The following is an 18,997-nucleotide window of genomic DNA, read 5'->3' as shown; positions in this document are numbered from 1 at the left end:
AAATACGTGGCTTTGACCACGTTTTGACATATTTCAGGCGCCAGAAAATCCGCGTTTCCGCACCCTGTGCAGACCGCGTATCGACTCAAATGGGCTTAAGCGCTTAGATGTAAACGAGAAACCGGGAAGTCACAAAAAGATCGATTGAATTTGCAAATGAGGCTGATAGCGGGCATAGTCTCGGCTTCTTTACAACTTCAGCCACGGTCGTGCCCATGCTAAAGCGCTTCGCACCCCTCGTGCCTCTCGCACTCGTCACCCTGTTGTTCGGTTGCGCTGCTCATTCTCCAGTTCAAGAGCAGCCTCAACAGGTTAAAAATTCTGCCACTGCCCAGTCTTCCGTTATTTACCAGGAAGAGCTGGACACCGAAAAGGAACTCTCGGACTTCAACAAGAAGCCGTACGAGCTCCCGGTTCTGGCCGACAGCATCCTCGAACGCGGCATGTCCCTGATCGGTACCCGTTACCGTTTCGGCGGTACCTCTGAAGCCGGTTTCGACTGCAGCGGTTTCATCGGTTATCTGTTCCGCGAAGAAGCCGGCATGAATCTGCCGCGCTCCACTCGCGAAATGATCAACGTTGATGCGCCTCTGGTCTCGCGCGGCAACCTTGAGCCGGGCGATCTGCTGTTCTTCGCCACCAACGGTCGTCGCGGTCGTGTAAGTCACGCCGGGATCTACCTGGGTGACAACCAGTTCATCCACTCCAGCAGTCGTCGCAGCGGCGGTGTTCGCATCGACAGCCTGGGTGACAGCTACTGGAGCAAGACTTTCATCGAAGCCAAGCGCGCCCTCGCGATGGCACCGACCGTGGTCACCGCTCGCAAGTAATTCCCCCGTTGTCGCCACGTCCGTGGCGACAAAAAACGGCTCCGGCACGGAGTAGACCTAAACTTTACAAGGTGAAGTTAAAGTCTTACTTGAAGTTTGTCGTATAGCCGCTAGAATCCTGTATCTATATTGATGGCAAACCGCCTGCGTGCTCCGCAGGCGGTTTTGTTTCTGTCCATTCGGCAGAGAAAGCCGCAGCCAGATCAGGATGTTCTGCTTATGACGATGTCGGCCCGCCTTGCTTTGATCTTCTTCGCAGCGCTGCTCAGCGCCTGCGCCAGCCGCACGCCGCCGCCTGCGCCCGTGGTACGTGCCCCGGTCGTGTTCGGACCTTCCCAAGCTTTTTCGCCGGCTGCTGAAGACGTGCTGTTTCGCGCGCTGGGCCTGGTTGGCACGCCTTATCGCTGGGGCGGCAACACACCGGACTCCGGGTTCGATTGCAGTGGCCTGATCGGTTTCGTCTACCGCGATGCTGCTGGCATTTCCTTGCCGCGCTCGACGCGCGAGATGATCGTGATGCAGGCGCCGAACGTCGGCAAAGAGGGTTTGCAGACCGGCGATCTGATCTTCTTCGCCACCAACGGCGGTTCACAGGTCAGTCATGCGGGGATTTACGTCGGCGAAGGGCGCTTCGTGCATGCGCCGGCCACCGGCGGCACGGTGAAGCTGGACAGCCTGTCAAAGGCTTACTGGCAGAAGGCGTATCTGAGTGCCAAGCGGGTGCTGCAGCCGGAGCATCTGGCGCGTAACCCGTAATTCAAAGAGCTCACAGTCCAATGTAGGAGTGAGCCTGCTCGCGATAGCGGTTGATCAATCAACACTGATGTTGAATGTGACACCGTCATCGCGAGCAGGCTCACTCCTACAGTTGTTTCAGGTCAGGCAAAAGTTACTTGGCGGACGACACCCGCCACACCTTGTTCCCCACATCATCGGCCACCAGCAAACCACCTTGCTGGTCGATCACCACGCCTACCGGGCGACCCAAGGCGTTTTCGTCCTTGTCGAGGAAACCGGTCAGCACATCCACCGGTGCTCCGTTCGGCTTGCCGGCGGCGAACGGGACGAAAATCACTTTATAGCCACTGTGCGGTTTGCGGTTCCATGAGCCGTGCTGGCCGATGAACGCGCCTTCCTTGAACTGCGCCGGCAGGCTGTTGCCTTCGGCGAAGGTCAAGCCCAATGAAGCGGTATGCGGGCCGACGGCGTAGTCCGGGGCGATAGCCTTGGCCACCAGATCCAGATTCTGCGGCTTCACCCGCACATCCACGTGCTGTCCGTAATAGCTGAATGGCCAGCCGTAGAAGCCGCCGTCCTTGACCGAGGTGATGTAATCCGGCACCAGGTCGCTGCCGATCTCGTCACGCTCGTTGACCGCTGTCCACAACGCGCCACTGGTGGGCTCCCACGCCAGGCCGTTGGGGTTGCGGATGCCCGAGGCGAAGATCCGGTGATTGCCGGTGGCGCGATCGACTTCCCAGATCGCCGCGCGACCTTCTTCTTTATCCAGACCATTCTCGCCAACGTTGCTGTTCGAGCCGACGGTGACGTACAGCTTGCTGCCGTCCTTGCTGGCGATGACGTTTTTCGTCCAGTGATGGTTCAGCGTGCCGCCCGGCAGGTCGGTGACTTTGATCGGCTGGGTCTTGATCTCGGTCGCACCGGGTTCGTAGTGGAAGCGCAGCAGGCGATCGGTGTCGGCGACATACAAATCGTTGCCGACCAGGGTCATGCCGAACGGCGAGTTGAGGTTTTGCAAGAACACGGTGCGGGTCTCGGCCACGCCGTCGTGGTCGGCATCGCGCAACAGGGTGATGCGATTCGGGCTCGGCACGCCAGCGCCGGCCTTGCCCATGACTTTCTTCATCACCCAGCCACGAATGCCGCTGCTGTCGTCAGGCTTGGGTGGCGCGTTGGTTTCCGCCACCAGCACATCACCGTTGGGCAGCACGTAGAGCCAGCGCGGGTGATCGAGGCCTTCGGCGAATGCGGCCACTTGCGTGCCGGCCGCGGCGGTCGGTTTACCACCCGCAGGCCAGCCGATCGCCGGGGCGATGTTCACCGTCGGGATCAGGGTCTTGTTCGGTTCGGGCAGTTTCGGTGACGGGCCGGTGCCGTCGGAGACTTGCAGGCTGGAGGATTCACCACAGGCGGTGAGCCCTCCGGCGAGGGCGATGACGAGAGCGAGCTGGGACTTGCGCATTACTGATCTTCCCTATGAATGCATTGACCTAATCATAGAGAAGCACAGGCATGCGATGGTTCAACCGCTCAACCGCGGGCCTCTTTGAACAGCACGGCGATCCCCGGATGATAATTGCCCGCTTCGCTGCGCAATTTGCGGTAGGCGTAGGGGAAATACCAGGCCACTGCGCAGCAGTGTTCCTTTTGCAGGTCGTCGACCATGTCCTGCAGTTCTTCGGGGCTGGCGCTGTGCTGGACCTTTTGCGGGGCGACGAACAGGCAGCCGAGTTTGAGGTCGCTGGCAAAACTGATGCGTTTGGCCTCGCTGGTGATGTCCAGCAGGGCCTGGGTCAGATTGAGGTTGTTGACCCGCGGCCAGCGCTGGGTCGCCTGAAGGTAAGCGCGGTCCTCAGGCCCGGCAATGAACAGATCGGCGCGGGCATTGCGCTCGCCATCCTCGTTCTGCTTTCGGGTCGAGGTATTACAAAGGGTCACCAGCTCGGCCATCCATGCCGCCGCAGAGAGCAAGCCGAGATTGGCTTTCTCGTCATGCCAGTAAGGTGTGTCGTTGTCGCCGCGAATGGCGTTGTAGCGGTCGATACAGTCAAACCAGCGTTCGAGCATCGGCGCAGGAATTCCAGGCGCGGGTTGCTGATGATCATGCCTTGCATCGTCATCATCCTTATTGTTGTGATGGGCTTTTTCGAGAAAAGCATGGCTCTTTGATATCATTTGTATCAGTGTGGCACAAGAATGGCGCCAGATAATTGATCGACGGCAGTTATTCGCCCGACGGCCCCCTCTTTAATTGACGCTCCACCCCCAACCCTCTAACCTTCGCGGCTTGTTTCAGGTGCTCTGTGACGCGTGTCGACAGAGTGAAACAGGGAAGCCGGTGAGGGTTGTCTTCAGGTGAAGAACGATCACGATCCCGGCGCTGCCCCCGCAACGGTAAATGAGTGAAAACTGCGCCTTGAGCCACTGTGTCGACCGACGCGGGAAGGCGCGCAGTCAGGCGATTCGCCGCTCATGAGCCCGGAGACCGGCCTGATCCATTCAGCGGCATCACGGTGGGCGATGCCAGGCTTTTTGCCGTCTATTCTTGTGCCTGCCCGCCGTTATCCAGCCTCAACGGAGAGCTCCCCCATGACCGATTCCCCCGAGCGCGACGAACGCCATCTGGCGCGTATGCAGCGCAAAAAAGCCCTGATCGACGAGCGCATCGCCAATTCGCCTGACGAGTGCGGCCTGGTGCTGGTGCTGACCGGCAATGGCAAAGGCAAAAGCAGCTCGGCGTTCGGCATGCTCGCCCGCGCCATGGGCCACGGCATGCAGTGCGGCGTGGTGCAGTTCATCAAGGGCCGCAACAGCACTGGCGAAGAACTGTTCTTCCGCCGCTTCCCCGAGCAAGTGCGTTTTCACGTGATGGGCGAGGGTTTCACCTGGGAAACCCAGGATCGCCAACGTGATATCGCCGCCGCCGAAGCCGCGTGGGAAGTGTCCCGCGAGCTGCTGCGTGATCCGTCGATCGGCCTGGTGGTGCTGGACGAATTGAACATCGCCCTCAAGCACGGTTACCTCGATCTGGATCGAGTGCTCAGCGACCTGCAGGCGCGTCCGCCGATGCAACACGTAATCGTCACCGGTCGCGCGGCCAAGCCGGAAATGATCGAGATGGGCGATACCGTCACCGAAATGGGCATGCTCAAACACGCCTTCCAGGCTGGCATCAAAGCGCAGAAAGGCGTCGAACTTTGAATCAACCACGTCACTGCCCGGCGGTACTGATCGCCGCGCCGGCTTCCGGTCAGGGCAAGACCACCGTCACCGCCGCGCTCGCTCGCTTGCATCGCAATCAGGGGCGCAGGGTGTGCGTGTTCAAGTGCGGCCCGGACTTCCTCGACCCGATGATTCTCGAGCGCGCCAGCGGTGCGCCGGTGTATCAACTGGACATGTGGATGGTCGGCGAGCAGGAAAGCCGCCGTCTGTTATGGGAAGCCGCCGCCGAAGCCGATTTGATCCTGATCGAAGGCGTGATGGGCCTGTTCGACGGCACGCCGTCCAGCGCTGATCTGGCGCGGCATTTCGGTGTGCCGGTGCTCGGCGTGATCGACGGCACCGCCATGGCCCAGACCTTTGGCGCCCTGGCTTTGGGGCTGGCGCGTTATCAGCCGAACCTGCCGTTTGCCGGCGTGCTGGCCAACCGCGTCGGCACCTTGCGTCATGCGCAATTGCTCGAAGGCAGCCTCACCGAAGGCTTGCGCTGGTACGGCGCGCTGTCCCGGGAAACCGGGATTGAGTTGCCAAGCAGGCACCTCGGCCTGGTTCAGGCCAGCGAACTGAATGACCTCGACCTGCGTCTCGACGCCGCCGCCGAAGCCTTGGCCAGCAGTTGCGAGGTAGCGCTGCCACCGGCCGTGGCATTCGCCGCGCCTGAAGTGATCCCTGCCGAGCCGTTGCTCGACGGCGTGCGCATCGCCGTCGCTCGCGACGAAGCCTTTGCCTTCACCTACGGCGCCAGCCTCGACCTGCTGCGGGCGATGGGCGCCGAGTTGAGTTTCTTCTCGCCGATCCGCGACACCCGATTGCCCGAGGCCGACAGCCTGTATCTGCCCGGTGGTTATCCGGAATTGCACCACGTCGCGTTATCGCAAAACACCGCAATGCTCGATGCGATTCGTGCGCACCACACCGCCGGCAAACCATTGCTCGCCGAGTGCGGCGGCATGCTCTATCTGCTCGACGCGTTGACCGATGTCGACGGCACCCGCGCCGAGCTGGTCGGCCTGCTGCGCGGTGAGGCGGTGATGCAAAAACGTCTGGCGGCACTGGCACTGCAAGCGGTGGATCTGCCGGAAGGTTCGTTGCGCGGTCACACCTATCATCATTCCCTGACCAGCACCGAACTGACGCCGATTGCCCGGGGCATCAGCCCGAATGGCGGGCGCGGGGCGGAGGCGGTTTATCGGGAAGGGCGGATGACGGCGTCGTACGTGCATTTTTACTTTCCGTCGAATCCTACGGCGATTGCTGCATTGTTAGCGCCAGATCTCAAGGCCGCCTTCGCGAGCAAGCTCGCTCCCACATTGGATCACCTAACCCCTGTGGGAGCGAGCTTGCTCGCGAAGAGGCCATGACCGACAACGCCTATTCCGAGGCCGAACGCGCAGCCGTCTACCGAGCCATCGCCGAACGCCGCGACATGCGCCACTTCACCGGTGGTACGGTCGAACCGGAGCTGCTGCGCCGTCTGCTTGAAGCGGCACATCAGGCGCCCAGTGTCGGCCTGATGCAGCCGTGGCGCTTCATCCGCATCAGCGATCGCGCCTTGCGCGGGCAGATCCAGAACCTCGTCGAAGAAGAGCGCATCCGCACCGCCGAGGCCCTCGGCGAGCGCAGTGACGAGTTCATGAAGCTCAAGGTCGAAGGCATCAACGACTGCGCCGAAGTGCTGGTCGCGGCGCTGATGGACGATCGTGAAAAACACATTTTCGGCCGCCGCACGTTGCCGGAAATGGACATGGCCTCGCTGTCCTGTGCGATCCAGAATCTGTGGCTGGCGGCCCGTGCCGAAGGACTGGGCATGGGCTGGGTGTCGCTGTTCGAACCGCAGGCACTGGCCGATCTGCTGCAGCTGCCGGCCGGGGCCAAACCGTTGGCGGTGTTGTGTCTGGGGCCGGTCGAGGCATTCTATCCGGCGCCGATGCTGGTACTCGAAGGGTGGGCGCAGGCGCGGCCGCTCAATGAGTTGCTGTACGAAAATTATTGGGGAGTGAATCAATGAGTGTGGCGTTGTTGAGTGTCGCCGCGGTTGCGCTGGATGCGCTGCTGGGTGAACCGAAACGCTGGCATCCGCTGGTGGCGTTTGGCAATTTTGCCGGGCGCATCGAGCGCCGTTTCAATGCGGGCGGGCGCGGCTGGCGCAGTCACGGGGTCACCGCGTGGGTGATCGCGGTGCTGCCGCTGACGCTGCTCGCCACGGCGTTTTCCTGGGCGCCGTACGTGGGCTGGATCGTCGAGATCCTTGCACTGTATTGCGCCCTCGGCATGCGCAGCCTCGGTGAGCATGTCGCGCCGGTAGCCGCCGCCTTGCGCGCTGACGATCTGCAAGAAGCGCGCAAGCGTGTTGGCTATCTGGTCAGCCGCCAGACCAGCGAACTGGACAGCACCGCCGTGGCGCGCGCGGCCACCGAATCGGTGTTGGAAAACGGCAGTGACGCGGTGTTCGCCGCGCTGTTCTGGTTTGTTGTGGCCGGTGCGCCGGGGGTGGTGCTCTATCGCCTGAGCAACACGCTCGACGCGATGTGGGGCTATCGCAACGAACGCTTCGAGCGCTTCGGCTGGTGCGCGGCAAAAATCGACGACGTGCTCAACTACATTCCGGCGCGGTTGGTGGCGCTGACCTACGCGCTGTTGGGCAACACCCGGCTCGCCTGGAAATGCTGGCGCAGCCAGGGCCCGCAATGGGACAGCCCCAACGCCGGTCCGGTGATGGCGGCGGGTGCCGGTGCGTTGAATGTCGAACTGGGCGGCCCGGCGATTTATCACGGTGAACTGCATGAGCGTCCGCAACTGGGTGAAGGCGCACCGGCGGATGCCGATTCGATTGATCGCGGCTGGCAATTGGTCCAGCGCGGGGTATGGTTATGGCTGCTGATTCTCTGCGTGGGGGCTGAATTCTATGCTTGAGCACGGTGGCCGGCTGCGCAAGGCTGCACTCGATTACGGGATTGCCGAAGCCGACTGGCTCGACCTGTCCAGCGGCCTTGCGCCGTGGCCGTTTGCGGTGCCGGAAATTCCGCTGCGCGCCTGGGCACGCTTGCCGGAAACCGATGACGGCCTGGAACAGGCTGCGTGCGATTACTACGGCGCCTCGCAGGTGCTGCCGGTGGCCGGTTCGCAGATGGCGATCCAGTTGCTGCCGCGTTCGCGTCGCGCCGGCAAGGTCGGGGTGTTGTCGCCGTGTTATGCCGAGCACGCCGAAGCCTGGCGGCGCAGCGGTTACATCGTGCGCGAAGTGCTGGAGCAGGAAGTCGAGTTCTTTCTCGACAGCCTCGACGTGCTGGTGGTGGTCAATCCGAACAACCCCACCGGGCTGAGCCTGACCCCGGCGCGGCTGCTCGACTGGCATGCGCGGCTGGCCCAGCGTGGCGGCTGGCTGGTGGTCGATGAAGCGTTCATGGATAACACGCCGCAGCTGAGTCTGGCGCCGCATACCCACCAGATCGGTTTGATTGTGCTGCGTTCCTTCGGCAAGTTTTTCGGTCTGGCCGGGGTGCGGCTGGGCTTTGTGCTGGCCGAGCGCAAGTTGCTCAGATTGCTCGCGGAACAGGTCGGACCCTGGGCGGTCAGCGGGCCGACGCGGGTGCTCGGTCAGGCCTGTCTGCAAGACACCGAAGCGCACACCCGGCAACGTATTCGCAGCGATGAAGCCAGTGAACGCCTGGCGTTGTTGCTGGAGCGCTACGGCTTCAAACCCCACGGCGGTTGCGCGTTGTTTCAGTGGCTGATCACCGAACACGCGTCGGTGCTGCACGAGTTCATGGCCCGACGCGGAATCCTCCTGCGCATCTTCAATCACAACAGCAGCCTGCGTTTTGGCCTGCCCGCCAACGCGGCTGAAGAAGCGCGCCTCGAACAAGCGCTGCAAGCTTTCGCCAAGGAAACCCAATGACAACCTTGATGGTTCAGGGCACCACGTCCGACGCCGGTAAAAGCACCCTGGTGACGGCGCTGTGCCGCTGGGCCACCCGTCAGGGTGTGGCGGTGGTGCCGTTCAAACCGCAGAACATGGCGCTCAACAGCGCGGTGACCGCCGACGGCGGCGAGATCGGCCGGGCACAAGCGGTGCAGGCACAAGCCGCGCATCTCGAACCGCACACCGACATGAACCCGGTGTTGCTCAAGCCCAACAGCGACACCGGCGCGCAGGTGATCATCCATGGCCGCGCGGTCACCAGCATGAATGCCGTGGCGTATCACGACTACAAAGCCATTGCCATGCAAGCGGTGCTCGCGTCGCACGAGCGGCTCAGCGCGGCGTATCCGCTGGTGATGGTCGAAGGCGCTGGCTCGCCGGCCGAGATCAATCTGCGTGCCGGGGACATCGCCAACATGGGCTTTGCCGAGGCGGTGGATTGCCCGGTGCTGCTGATCGCCGACATCAATCGCGGCGGGGTGTTTGCGCATCTGGTCGGCACCCTTGAGTTGCTGTCGCCGAGCGAACAGGCGCGGGTAAAAGGTTTCATCATCAACCGCTTTCGCGGCGACATCGCCTTGCTCCAACCGGGCCTCGACTGGCTGCAACAGCGCACCGGCAAACCGGTGGTCGGCGTGTTGCCGTATGTGATGGACCTGCATCTGGAGGCCGAGGACGGCATCGATCAGCGCCAGACCGACAAGGCCGAGCAAGTGCTGAAAGTGGTGGTGCCGGTGCTGCCGCGCATCAGCAATCACACCGATTTCGATCCGCTGCGTTTGCACCCGCAGGTCGATCTGCAATTCATCGGCCCGGGGCAGGCGATTCCTGCTGCCGACCTGATCATCCTGCCGGGCTCGAAAAGCGTGCGCAGCGATCTGGCGTATCTGCGTGCCAATGGCTGGGACACGGCGATCAATCGGCACCTGCGCTATGGCGGCAAGTTGCTGGGGATCTGCGGCGGGCTGCAAATGCTCGGCGAGCAGGTGCACGATCCGCTGGGTCTGGAAGGCGCGCCGGGTTCGAGTGCCGGCCTCGGTTTGCTGGCGTTCGAAACCACGCTGGAAGCCGAGAAGCAATTGCGCAATGTCCGCGGGCATCTGGCGCTGGAAAACGCTGAGGTCAGTGGTTATGAAATCCATGCGGGCGTGACGGTGGGGCCGGCGCTGGAGAATGCGGCGGTGCATCTGGATGACGGTCGTTGCGACGGCGCGCAGAGTCTGGACGGGCAGGTGTTTGGCACTTATCTGCATGGCTTGTTCGAATCACCGCAGGCCAGTGCCGCGTTGCTGCGCTGGGCCGGGTTGAGCGATGTGCAGGAGGTGGATTACCACAGCTTGCGCGAGCGCGATATCGAGCGGCTGGCGGATCTGGTGGAGCAGCATCTGGATACCGGGCGGCTGCGTCAGCTCTGCGGGATTTGAGCGGCCTGTCCAGGCCCCATCGCTGGCAAGCCAGCTCCCACAGGGTTCGATGTCGGATACATATTTTGTGAACACAGCTGAACCCTGTGGGAGCGGGCTTGCCCGCGAAGGGGCCGGTGATCTCACTAAACTTTTTCTGGATAAAAAAATGCTCCAACTGATCCTCGGCGGCGCCCGCTCCGGCAAAAGTCGCCTGGCAGAAAAACTCGCCAGCGACAGCCAACTGGCGGTCACTTACATCGCCACCAGCCAGCCGCTGGACGGTGAGATGAACGCGCGCGTCGCCCATCACCGCGCCCGGCGTCCGGCTGAATGGGCGCTGATCGAAGAGCCGCTGGAACTGGCCCGCGTCCTGCGTGAAAACGCCAGTGCCGAGCGTTGCCTGCTGGTGGATTGCCTGACCCTGTGGCTGACCAATCTGCTGATGCTCGATGACGCCGCGCGTCTCGCCGCCGAGCGCGAAGTCCTGTTGGACTGCCTGGCGTCATTGCCGGGAGAAATCATTTTTGTCAGCAACGAGACCGGAATGGGTGTCGTGCCGCTGGGCGAATTGACTCGCCGCTACGTCGATGAAGCCGGTTGGCTGCATCAAGCTCTGGCCGAGCGTTGTCAGCGAGTCGTCCTGACTGTCGCCGGCCTGCCCCTGACCCTGAAAGGACCTGCGTTATGACCCAAGCGTGGTGGTTGAACCCGTGCCAATCCGTGAGTGCCGAGATCGTTGAGCAAGCGGCGGCGCGCCAGCAACAACTGACCAAACCAGCCGGCTCCCTCGGTCGCCTCGAAAGCGTGGCGGTGCAACTCGCCGGGTTGCAGGGGCAGATCAAGCCGACGCTGGAGCAGGTCTGGATCGCGATTTTTGCCGGTGATCATGGCGTGGTCGCGGAAGGCGTTTCGGCGTTCCCGCAGGAAGTCACCGGGCAGATGCTGCTCAACTTCGTCAGCGGCGGTGCGGCGATCAGCGTGCTGGCGCGGCAGCTCGATGCGCAGCTGGAAGTGGTCGATCTGGGCACGGTGACGCCATCGTTGAACCTGCCGGGCGTGCGTCATCTGAACATCGGCCCGGGCACGGCGAATTTCGCCAAGGGCGCGGCGATGACCCAGGCACAGGGCGAACTCGCGTTGCAGGCCGGTCGCGACAGCGTGCTGCGCGCCAAAGCGGCTGGCGCGCAGTTGTTCATCGGCGGCGAAATGGGCATCGGCAACACCACTGCCGCCAGTGCGCTGGCGTGTGCCTTGCTCGACTGCCCGGTGGCGCATCTGACCGGTCCCGGCACCGGGTTGAACGCCGAAGGCGTCAGCCATAAAGCACAAGTGATCGAGCGCGCACTGGCGCTGCACGCGGCACAGCGCGGCGATGCGTTGCAGACCCTGTTCAACCTTGGCGGTTTTGAAATCGCTGCACTGGTCGGCGCGTACCTGGCCTGTGCCCAGGAAGGCGTCGCGGTGCTGGTCGACGGCTTTATCTGCACGGTCGCCGCGTTGGTCGCGGTGCGGCTGAATCCCGCCTGCCGTGAATGGTTGCTGTTCGGTCACCGTGGCGCCGAGCCGGGCCATCGTCATGTGTTGGAAACCCTCAACGCCGAACCGTTGTTGGAGCTCGGCTTGCGCCTGGGCGAGGGCAGCGGGGCGGCGTTGGCTGTGCCGCTGTTGCGTCTGGCCTGCGACCTGCACGGGCAGATGGCGACGTTCGCCGAAGCTGCGGTGGCGGATCGTCCGGCATGACGCTGCGTCTGGACCTGCTGCGCCACGGTGAGACTGAGTTGGGGGGCGGTTTGCGCGGTAGTCTCGATGATGCGCTCACCGAAAAGGGGTGGGCACAGATGCGTGCCGCGGTGCTGGCGGGCGGGCCGTGGGATCGGTTGATCAGTTCGCCGTTGCAGCGTTGTGCGCGGTTCGCTGCAGAGCTGGGCGAGCAACTGAATCTGCCGGTGCAGTTGGAAAAGGATCTGCAGGAACTGCATTTTGGTGCCTGGGAGGGCCAGAGCGCAGCGGCGTTGATGGAGACTGATGCCGAAGCGCTGGGTTTGTTCTGGGCCGATCCGTATTCGTTCACGCCGCCACAGGGTGAGCCGGTCAGCAATTTTGCTGAACGTGTGCTGGGCGCGGTTGCGCGGTTGCATCAGGCCTATGCCGGTGAACGTGTTTTGTTGATCAGTCATGGCGGCGTGATGCGCCTGTTGCTGGCGCAGGCGCGGGGTTTGCCCCGTGAGCAGTTGCTCACTGTCGAAGTCGCGCATGCTTCGCTGTTTGCGCTCAGCATCGAAGCCGATGGCGTGCTCAAGGAAGGTCACTGAGATGCTGCCATTGTTGATCGCCCTGCAATTTCTCAGCAGCTTGCCGATTCGTCTGCCGGGAATGCCCGAACCTGATCAGCTCGGCCGTTCGCTGCTGTTTTATCCGCTGGTGGGGCTGCTGTTCGGGCTGATCCTCTGGGCAATCAATCTGGCATTGGCTGGCACGCCGTTGTTGCTGCATGCGGCGCTGTTGCTGACGGGGTGGGTGCTGCTCAGCGGCGCGCTGCACCTCGACGGACTGGCCGACAGCGCCGACGCCTGGCTCGGCGGTTTCGGTGATCGCGAGCGCACGCTGACCATCATGAAGGATCCGCGCAGCGGGCCGATTGCGGTAGTGACGCTGGTGTTGGTGCTACTGCTGAAGTTCTGCGCGTTGCTGGCGCTGATCGAGCAGGGGCATGCAGTGATGTTGATCATCTTGCCACTGCTGGGGCGCGCGGCGTTGCTGGGGCTGTTTCTGACCACGCCGTATGTGCGGGCGGGTGGGTTAGGGCAGGCGTTGGCTGATCATCTGCCGCGTCGGGCCGGTTGGTGGGTGCTCGGGGCGAGTGCGCTGGGTTGTTTGTTGGTCGGCGGGATGAAAGCGAATGCTGCTTTGGTGGTCGCGTTCGGGGTTTTTGTCTGGTTGCGGCGGGTGATGATGCGGCGGTTGGGTGGGACCACGGGTGATACGGCGGGGGCGCTGCTGGAATTGCTGGAGATGGCAGTGCTGGTTGGGGTGGTGTTGGTCTGAATACTTATGTTGCCTGGTCTGGCCTCATCGCTGGCAAGCCAGCTCCCACAGGTATTGGGGGCGTTTGCAGATTTTTTGATCACTTGCAAAAACTGTGGGAGCTGGCTTGCCAGCGAAGGCGGTGTGTCAGACGCCACAAACCTTATTGATAAACTCATGTGTAACTTGATTTAACACAGTCGCGGGTATATACACGCATCATGCTTCCTTCTCAGTGTTTGTGCACCAACCTGCGTCGCGCCGCTCGTGGCGTCAGCAGGCATTACGACGGCGCTCTCGACGGCTTCGGGATCAACGTTGCCCAGTATTCTTTGCTGTGCAACCTGCAGCGTCTGGATCAACCGAGCATCTCGGAACTGGCCGAAGCCATGGGCCTGGATCGCAGTACCCTGGGGCGTAACCTGCGGGTGCTCGAAGGCGAAGGTCTGGTGGCGCTGGCCGAGGGCGAGGACATGCGCAACCGCATCGTCCGGCTCACCGAAACCGGTGCGCAGCGTCTTGCGGCGGCCCTGCCGGCCTGGGAGGCGGCGCAACAGCGATTGATCGATCGTCTGGGCGCCGAGAAGCGTGAAACCTTGCTGCGACTGTTGGACGAACTGGCCTGAGGGCCGGTTTTTCCGGATTTAAGCGGGTATATACCCGCGAACGGAGAATAACAATGACATCGATGTGGCGTACGTGCGGTTGGGTGTTGCTGGGAAGTGCGCTGATTCTGGCGTTGTCATTGGGCGTGCGACACGGCTTCGGTCTGTTCCTGTCGCCGATGAGTGCGCAGTTCGGCTGGGGGCGCGAAGTGTTTGCCTTCGCCATCGCTTTGCAAAATCTGATCTGGGGTCTGGCGCAGCCGTTCACTGGCGCCTTGGCTGACCGTTTCGGTGCGGCGAAAGTGGTGCTGGTCGGCGGCGTGCTGTATGCCTTGGGTCTGGTGTGCATGGGCTTGTCCGATTCGGCATTGAGCCTTTCGCTGAGTGCCGGTTTGCTGATCGGCATTGGCCTGTCCGGCACTTCGTTCTCGGTGATTCTCGGTGTGGTCGGGCGTGCGGTGCCGCCGGAAAAACGCAGCATGGGCATGGGGATCGCCAGTGCTGCCGGCTCGTTCGGCCAGTTCGCCATGCTGCCGGGCACGCTGGGGTTGATCGGCTGGCTCGGCTGGTCGGCGGCGCTGCTGGTACTGGGGCTGCTGGTGGCGATGATTGTGCCGTTGGTGAGCATGCTCAAGGACAAACCGCTGCCGGTGCTGGGCCACGAGCAGACCCTGTCCGAAGCCCTGCGCGAAGCCTGTTCGCACTCGGGGTTCTGGCTGCTGGCGTTCGGCTTCTTTGTCTGCGGCTTTCAGGTGGTGTTCATCGGTGTGCATCTGCCGGCTTATCTGGTCGATCAGCATCTGCCGGCGACGGTCGGGACCACGGTGCTGGCCCTGATCGGGCTGTTCAATATCTTCGGCACTTACACCGCCGGCTGGCTCGGCGGGCGCATGTCCAAGCCGCGTCTGCTGACCGCGTTGTACCTGCTGCGTGCGGTGGTGATCGTGCTGTTCCTGTGGCTTCCGGTGACGACGACCTCGGCGTACTTGTTCGGCATGGCCATGGGTTTCCTCTGGCTGTCGACGGTGCCGTTGACCAACGGCACGGTGGCGACCTTGTTTGGCGTGCGTAACCTGTCCATGCTCGGCGGGATCGTGTTCCTCTTTCATCAGCTCGGTTCGTTCCTTGGCGGCTGGCTGGGTGGGGTGGTGTATGACCGTACCGGGAGTTATGACTTGATCTGGCAAGTGGCGATTCTCCTGAGTCTGCTGGCGGCCGCGCTGAACTGGCCGGTGCGCGAGCGTCCGGTGGCGCGTCTGCAGCCGGCTGTTGGCGCCGTATGAAGCGCTCCTGGCCGCGAATCGCCTTCACCGCACTCGGAGCGCTGTTGCTGGCGCTGGTGTGGTGGGGCTGGCATCAGGGCGGCCTGGCGTTGATGCAGTTGGGCCTGGGCACTTGCCTGTAGGCTTGGAGGGCGAGTAACGTCGGGGTCTGATGACTGCTCAAGGATGCCCCGACATGCTCATGCGCTGGTGTGCTGTACCCGCATTGCTGATGGCGTTGACCGGACTGGCCCAGGCGGCTGACTGTCCGGAGGCGCTGCAAGGCTCGCTGCCGAAGTTGCGCGCCAAGGAGTCTGTCGATCTGTGCCAGCGCTACGCCGGCAAGCCGCTGGTGGTGGTCAATACCGCGAGTTTCTGTGGCTTCGCCCCCCAGTTCGAGGGCCTCGAAGCGCTCAATCAGCATTACAAGGCGCAAGGCCTGGAAATGCTCGGCGTGCCGTCCAATGACTTCAAGCAGGAGTCCAAGGACAGCGCCGAAACCGCCAAGGTCTGCTACGCCAATTACGGCGTGACGTTCACCATGACCGAGCCGCAGAAAGTTCGTGGCGACGACGCTACTCATCTGTTCAAGGTGCTGGCCGAACAGAGCAGCGCGCCGAAGTGGAATTTCTACAAGTATGTGATCGACCGGCAGGGCAAGGTGATTGCCAATTTCTCCAGCCTGACCAAGCCGGATGATCCTGAGTTTATTGCGGCAGTCGAGAAGGCCATCGCCTCAAAACCACTGCAACCATGAAGAGGCATGCCTTTGCCCCCTTCCTGCAGGAGCTGCGGAACGCTGCGATCTTTTGATTTTAAAGATCAGGATCAAAAGATCGCAGCGTGCCGCAGCTCCTACAGTGACGGTCATGCGAGAACAGAAAAGCCCCGCTTTCTGCAAAGAGAGCGGGGCTTTTCTGTGGGCGAGGGTTCAGCCTCGCCATGCAGCATCAGAAGCGATAGGTCGCGCCAACACCGAAGCCGTTCGCCGAGTTTTCATACTTGGCGTCGTAGGTCTGGCCACGATCGTTCTGGTTGTGGACCTTGACCGACTCTTCCTTCAGGTACGAGTAAGCGACGTCGATGGTCAGGTCGTCGGTCGGGCTCCAGCCGGCACCGATGCTGAAGATCGTGCGGTCGCCAGTCGGGATGCGTGGCGAACGGTCGACGTTGTTGGTTGGCGACTGGTCGAAGGTCAGACCGGTACGCAGTACCCATTCCTTGTTCAACTGGTACGAAGTACCCACGGCGTAAGCCCAGGAGTCGTGCCAGTTCTGGTCTTCGGTGATCTCGCCGAACTGACCGGCCAGCAGCGGCTGCACGCCGGAGTTCTTGACGGTGATCTTTTCCAGCTGGCTCCAGCGGGTCCAGGTGCTACCGGCGTAAACGTTCCAGCGGTCGTTGATCGCCTGAGTGACCGAGAAGTCCACGGATTCAGGGGTGGTGATCTTCAGCGAAGCGTCGTACTTCTGCTGGGCGCCCAGGCCGACGGCGCCCAATACGCCGTAGTTGACCTTGGTGTTGCCTTCGAGCTTGTAATCGACTTTCGAGTGATAGGTCAGACCCAGACGAGTAGTGTCAGTGGCTTGTACCAGCACGCCGATGTTGTAGCCCAGTGCGGTGTCGTCACCCTTGATCTTGACCTTGCCGTCCGGCGCAGCCTGAGTGATCGACAGGTTGGATTCCAGCGTGCCGTCGATGCGGTTGATGGTCGGACCGAAGCCGATCGACACCACGTCGTTGAACTTGTAGCTGACAGTCGGCTGGAAGGTGATGACTTGTACTTCGGATTTGCTGCCGAAGTAACGGCCGGCGAAGCCTTTTTCGTAGTCGGTAATCAGGCCGAACGGCACGTATACGCCGAGGCCGAATGCCCAATGCTCGTCGATCGGTTTGACGTAGAAGCCCATAGGTACGGAGGTGAAGGGCACCATGTCGCCTTTGTTGCTGCCGCCGTTAGGGCTGGAGCTGGCGTCGCTGATATCGGTCTTGGCATCGAGGAATGCAACACCACCGGTGACCTGTTCGCGCGTGAGGCGCGACATGCCGGCAGGGTTGCCATAAACAGTGCTTGCATCGTCGGCAGAAGAGGATCGCCCAGCGTAACCAGTGCCCATCCCGCTGATACTGTGTTCGTTGATGGCAAAGCCAGCTGCGAAGATCTGGGTGGATGCCATGGTAACGGCGAGGCTAAGGGTGGTTTTGAGCATGACTTTTTTCATTATTAGAACTCCTGGTGATCACCGGGGCGAAAATTACCAACATTTTCGTTCCAGCGCTATAGTCCCTATGGCTTGAGTTAGAGCGGTTTTGTAGGACAATCCGACCAGATTGGCGACCTGTTGAGCGATCTTCCAAAACTCGCCAGTTAACACGCGACCTGATTCACCGGTGAAACACAGGTTTGCCAGGCGTAGGTGAAGTCGCGCAGACGACCTTGCGGCTGGAAGGTCTGACGCCAGATTCGCGCCATGCCCAGCAGATCGTCGGGGTCGGGGAGGGTGGGGTGCTGTTCTTCTACCAGCAGCCAGGCAATGGCGGTGGCGTAACGCAGGTTGACGGTCAATTCCAGGTGCGGGCCACTGAGAAAGGCATGTTGGCTGGCCAGGCCGCGAACCAGGCTGGCACGCTCCGGATCGAGCGCCAGATAATGATCCCAAAGGGCCTGGTGACGGTGCTCGGCAATCCGGTAGAGGCCGTGGCCACGGCGGTCATGCAAGGCGGAACCGAGGGCGGACTGGCTGGCCGCTATCCCCAGCAGCAGGGATTCGGCGGTTGCGCAGTGACGTCCCAGATAAATCAGTGTGGGACGGATCACGTAGCGACACAGTTCGCTGGCAGCGATACCCATAATGCCCTCGATTCTTGTAATGGGGCGGCGAAACCTGAAGGGGCTTTGGCAGCGGTGATTCGACTCAGGCTCGCCGGAAGCGGATCAAGCCGCTTGAGTTGAAGTGTAGTGTCATATTCGCGACGTAAAGGCCTGTTTTTAAAATATTTCCGGCAGCGAGCCACAGGCGTTATATCCGAAGGTGCTTAGGCGTGAAGGGCTAAAAGCGAAATATCGGGCAATAAAAAACCCCGCATTGTGTGCGGGGCTTTTGCTTTTGCAGCCTTTTCGGCTCTCAGGCAATCAAGGCCTGACGCGTACGATCAATAATGGCCTGCAGCGGTTCGGCGCTGGAGTACTGATCAGGGTACAGACGCTCGCTGTGGCGGGCGATGCCGTGTTCATTGACCACGGTGAAGCTGAAGCAGCCTTTGCGAGCGGCCATGATCAGGCAGTTCATTGGAGCAAAAGCGTTGGTTAGGGTGCGAATGGCATCCTGAGTCTGGATTTGAGTAGACATAGTTATTAGGTGTTCCTACAAATGACACGGATAAGAACCGTGCAACGTTAAAACGTTCCAGTAATGTCGACCACCATTGGTCGAACAAAGAACCCGACTGGAACAAAGCAGCCAGTTTGAAGCGCTGATAAGTTGGCGCGCTTGGGCTGGCAGGTAGGTACTTAGGAGGACAGGCAACACATCGAGGGCAAAGGTTCTGGGCCCGGGGTGAAGATCCTGATCAATTTGCAGGTTGGTTCGGTCAGAGTAAGTGCTCTTCGCAACACCCTTTGCATTCATTCAAAGGCAGTGTCGGCGCAAGATTTACCTGGAAACCATCGAGGGGTCGTTCCCGCTTTTTTCGGTGAAGGGCTTCTGGAAAGAAGGTTGACCGTGGGGATGTGTTCGACCGGAATTGACTTTCAGCTTGGTACTAACGCCGCGGATAGTAACGGAACGTCCTGGGCAATGCAAACCCGGCGGCAAAAAAAGATTTCGGTCGGTGGCGCGGACCACGGGGGACAGAGCTGGCCCCTTCGCGAGCAGGCTCGCTTGTATGTTTAGACTTGAAGGGGTGGGCGGGACTACAGACTCGATTCTGACTCTGACCAGTACAGACCGTGGGAGACTTCTCGTCCCGCCCCTTCTACCCAAAGCGC

At 61.6% G+C, this 18,997-nt stretch carries 20 protein-coding genes, 1 pseudogene and 1 riboswitch; of the genes and pseudogenes, 16 read left to right on the top strand and 5 right to left on the bottom strand.

Going from position 1 to position 18,997, the window contains the following annotated elements; genetic code table 11:
* The first annotated feature begins 215 nt into the window (after positions 1-215).
* Together ACU680_RS26290 and ACU680_RS26285 are read left to right on the top strand one after the other, a co-directional pair.
* Positions 216-830, top strand: a complete 615-nt coding sequence (locus ACU680_RS26290; RefSeq protein WP_095139431.1) for a C40 family peptidase — start codon at positions 216-218, stop codon at positions 828-830.
* A 219-nt stretch (positions 831-1,049) separates the two neighbouring features.
* A complete protein-coding gene (locus ACU680_RS26285; RefSeq protein WP_007962886.1) occupies positions 1,050-1,586 on the top strand; it encodes a C40 family peptidase in 537 nt (178 codons plus the stop codon).
* A 133-nt stretch (positions 1,587-1,719) separates the two neighbouring features.
* On the opposite strand, the gene ACU680_RS26280 is transcribed toward ACU680_RS26285, so the two are convergent.
* Positions 1,720-3,033 (bottom strand): PQQ-dependent sugar dehydrogenase, encoded by a 1,314-nt coding sequence (locus ACU680_RS26280; protein ID WP_448180953.1) that lies wholly within the window; start codon positions 3,031-3,033, stop codon positions 1,720-1,722.
* 68 nt (positions 3,034-3,101) lie between these two features.
* A pseudogene (locus ACU680_RS26275) lies at positions 3,102-3,685 on the bottom strand (hypothetical protein).
* Positions 3,686-3,848: 163 nt separating this feature from the next.
* Positions 3,849-4,079, top strand: a riboswitch (cobalamin riboswitch).
* An 81-nt stretch (positions 4,080-4,160) separates the two neighbouring features.
* Here ACU680_RS26275 and cobO point away from each other — a divergent pair.
* The 14 genes from cobO to ACU680_RS26205 all read left to right on the top strand — a co-directional run bounded on the left by cobO (position 4,161) and on the right by ACU680_RS26205 (position 15,766).
* On the top strand, positions 4,161-4,772 hold the full coding sequence (cobO, locus tag ACU680_RS26270) for a cob(I)yrinic acid a,c-diamide adenosyltransferase (RefSeq protein WP_448180952.1): 612 nt from the start codon (positions 4,161-4,163) through the stop codon (positions 4,770-4,772).
* Positions 4,769-6,151, top strand: a complete 1,383-nt coding sequence (locus tag ACU680_RS26265) for a cobyrinic acid a,c-diamide synthase CobB (protein ID WP_448180951.1) — start codon at positions 4,769-4,771, stop codon at positions 6,149-6,151. Before cobO ends, ACU680_RS26265 begins: the two co-directional genes overlap by 4 nt.
* Positions 6,148-6,798, top strand: coding sequence for a 5,6-dimethylbenzimidazole synthase (gene bluB / locus ACU680_RS26260; protein ID WP_448180950.1), 651 nt, complete (start codon positions 6,148-6,150; stop codon positions 6,796-6,798). Before ACU680_RS26265 ends, bluB begins: the two co-directional genes overlap by 4 nt.
* The gene (cbiB, locus tag ACU680_RS26255) at positions 6,795-7,703 is read left to right on the top strand and encodes an adenosylcobinamide-phosphate synthase CbiB (protein WP_448180949.1); all 909 of its coding nucleotides are present in this window, start codon (positions 6,795-6,797) and stop codon (positions 7,701-7,703) included. Before bluB ends, cbiB begins: the two co-directional genes overlap by 4 nt.
* Positions 7,696-8,688 carry a threonine-phosphate decarboxylase CobD gene (cobD, locus tag ACU680_RS26250; protein ID WP_448180948.1) on the top strand — a complete coding sequence of 331 codons (993 nt, stop codon included), beginning with the start codon at positions 7,696-7,698 and terminating at the stop codon, positions 8,686-8,688. The genes cbiB and cobD overlap by 8 nt, the downstream gene beginning before the upstream one ends.
* Positions 8,685-10,136 (top strand): cobyric acid synthase, encoded by a 1,452-nt coding sequence (locus ACU680_RS26245; protein WP_448180947.1) that lies wholly within the window; start codon positions 8,685-8,687, stop codon positions 10,134-10,136. Before cobD ends, ACU680_RS26245 begins: the two co-directional genes overlap by 4 nt.
* A gap of 148 nt (positions 10,137-10,284) precedes the next feature.
* Entirely contained in the window at positions 10,285-10,806 is a 522-nt protein-coding gene (cobU, locus tag ACU680_RS26240) for a bifunctional adenosylcobinamide kinase/adenosylcobinamide-phosphate guanylyltransferase (protein WP_448180946.1), read from the top strand.
* Positions 10,803-11,858 (top strand): nicotinate-nucleotide--dimethylbenzimidazole phosphoribosyltransferase, encoded by a 1,056-nt coding sequence (gene cobT / locus ACU680_RS26235; RefSeq protein WP_448180945.1) that lies wholly within the window; start codon positions 10,803-10,805, stop codon positions 11,856-11,858. The genes cobU and cobT overlap by 4 nt, the downstream gene beginning before the upstream one ends.
* A complete protein-coding gene (gene cobC / locus ACU680_RS26230; protein ID WP_448180944.1) occupies positions 11,855-12,430 on the top strand; it encodes an alpha-ribazole phosphatase family protein in 576 nt (191 codons plus the stop codon). Before cobT ends, cobC begins: the two co-directional genes overlap by 4 nt.
* Before the next feature lies 1 nt (position 12,431).
* Positions 12,432-13,163: an adenosylcobinamide-GDP ribazoletransferase gene (locus ACU680_RS26225; protein WP_448180943.1), complete on the top strand. Its 732-nt coding sequence runs from the start codon at positions 12,432-12,434 to the stop codon at positions 13,161-13,163.
* A gap of 200 nt (positions 13,164-13,363) precedes the next feature.
* Entirely contained in the window at positions 13,364-13,768 is a 405-nt protein-coding gene (locus tag ACU680_RS26220; RefSeq protein ID WP_007950413.1) for a MarR family winged helix-turn-helix transcriptional regulator, read from the top strand.
* A 53-nt stretch (positions 13,769-13,821) separates the two neighbouring features.
* Positions 13,822-15,030 (top strand): MFS transporter, encoded by a 1,209-nt coding sequence (locus tag ACU680_RS26215; RefSeq protein WP_448180942.1) that lies wholly within the window; start codon positions 13,822-13,824, stop codon positions 15,028-15,030.
* Positions 15,027-15,152, top strand: coding sequence for a hypothetical protein (locus tag ACU680_RS26210; RefSeq protein ID WP_448180941.1), 126 nt, complete (start codon positions 15,027-15,029; stop codon positions 15,150-15,152). The genes ACU680_RS26215 and ACU680_RS26210 overlap by 4 nt, the downstream gene beginning before the upstream one ends.
* A gap of 53 nt (positions 15,153-15,205) precedes the next feature.
* Complete coding sequence (locus ACU680_RS26205) at positions 15,206-15,766, top strand: glutathione peroxidase (protein WP_041074325.1); 561 nt, start codon at positions 15,206-15,208, stop codon at positions 15,764-15,766.
* A gap of 193 nt (positions 15,767-15,959) precedes the next feature.
* Here ACU680_RS26205 and ACU680_RS26200 read toward each other — a convergent pair whose 3' ends face one another.
* The 3 genes from ACU680_RS26200 to ACU680_RS26190 all read right to left on the bottom strand — a co-directional run bounded on the left by ACU680_RS26200 (position 15,960) and on the right by ACU680_RS26190 (position 18,359).
* Complete coding sequence (locus ACU680_RS26200; protein ID WP_367083904.1) at positions 15,960-17,231, bottom strand: OmpP1/FadL family transporter; 1,272 nt, start codon at positions 17,229-17,231, stop codon at positions 15,960-15,962.
* 146 nt (positions 17,232-17,377) lie between these two features.
* On the bottom strand, positions 17,378-17,860 hold the full coding sequence (locus tag ACU680_RS26195) for a hypothetical protein (protein WP_367083905.1): 483 nt from the start codon (positions 17,858-17,860) through the stop codon (positions 17,378-17,380).
* 274 nt (positions 17,861-18,134) lie between these two features.
* Positions 18,135-18,359, bottom strand: coding sequence for a hypothetical protein (locus ACU680_RS26190; RefSeq protein WP_007962908.1), 225 nt, complete (start codon positions 18,357-18,359; stop codon positions 18,135-18,137).
* Between the last annotated feature and the right edge of the window lie 638 nt (positions 18,360-18,997).

This window comes from Pseudomonas sp. LF020 (assembly GCF_053456425.1).
Note: the sequence above shows the minus strand (reverse complement) of the source record. Positions and strands in the feature narration are given on the sequence as shown.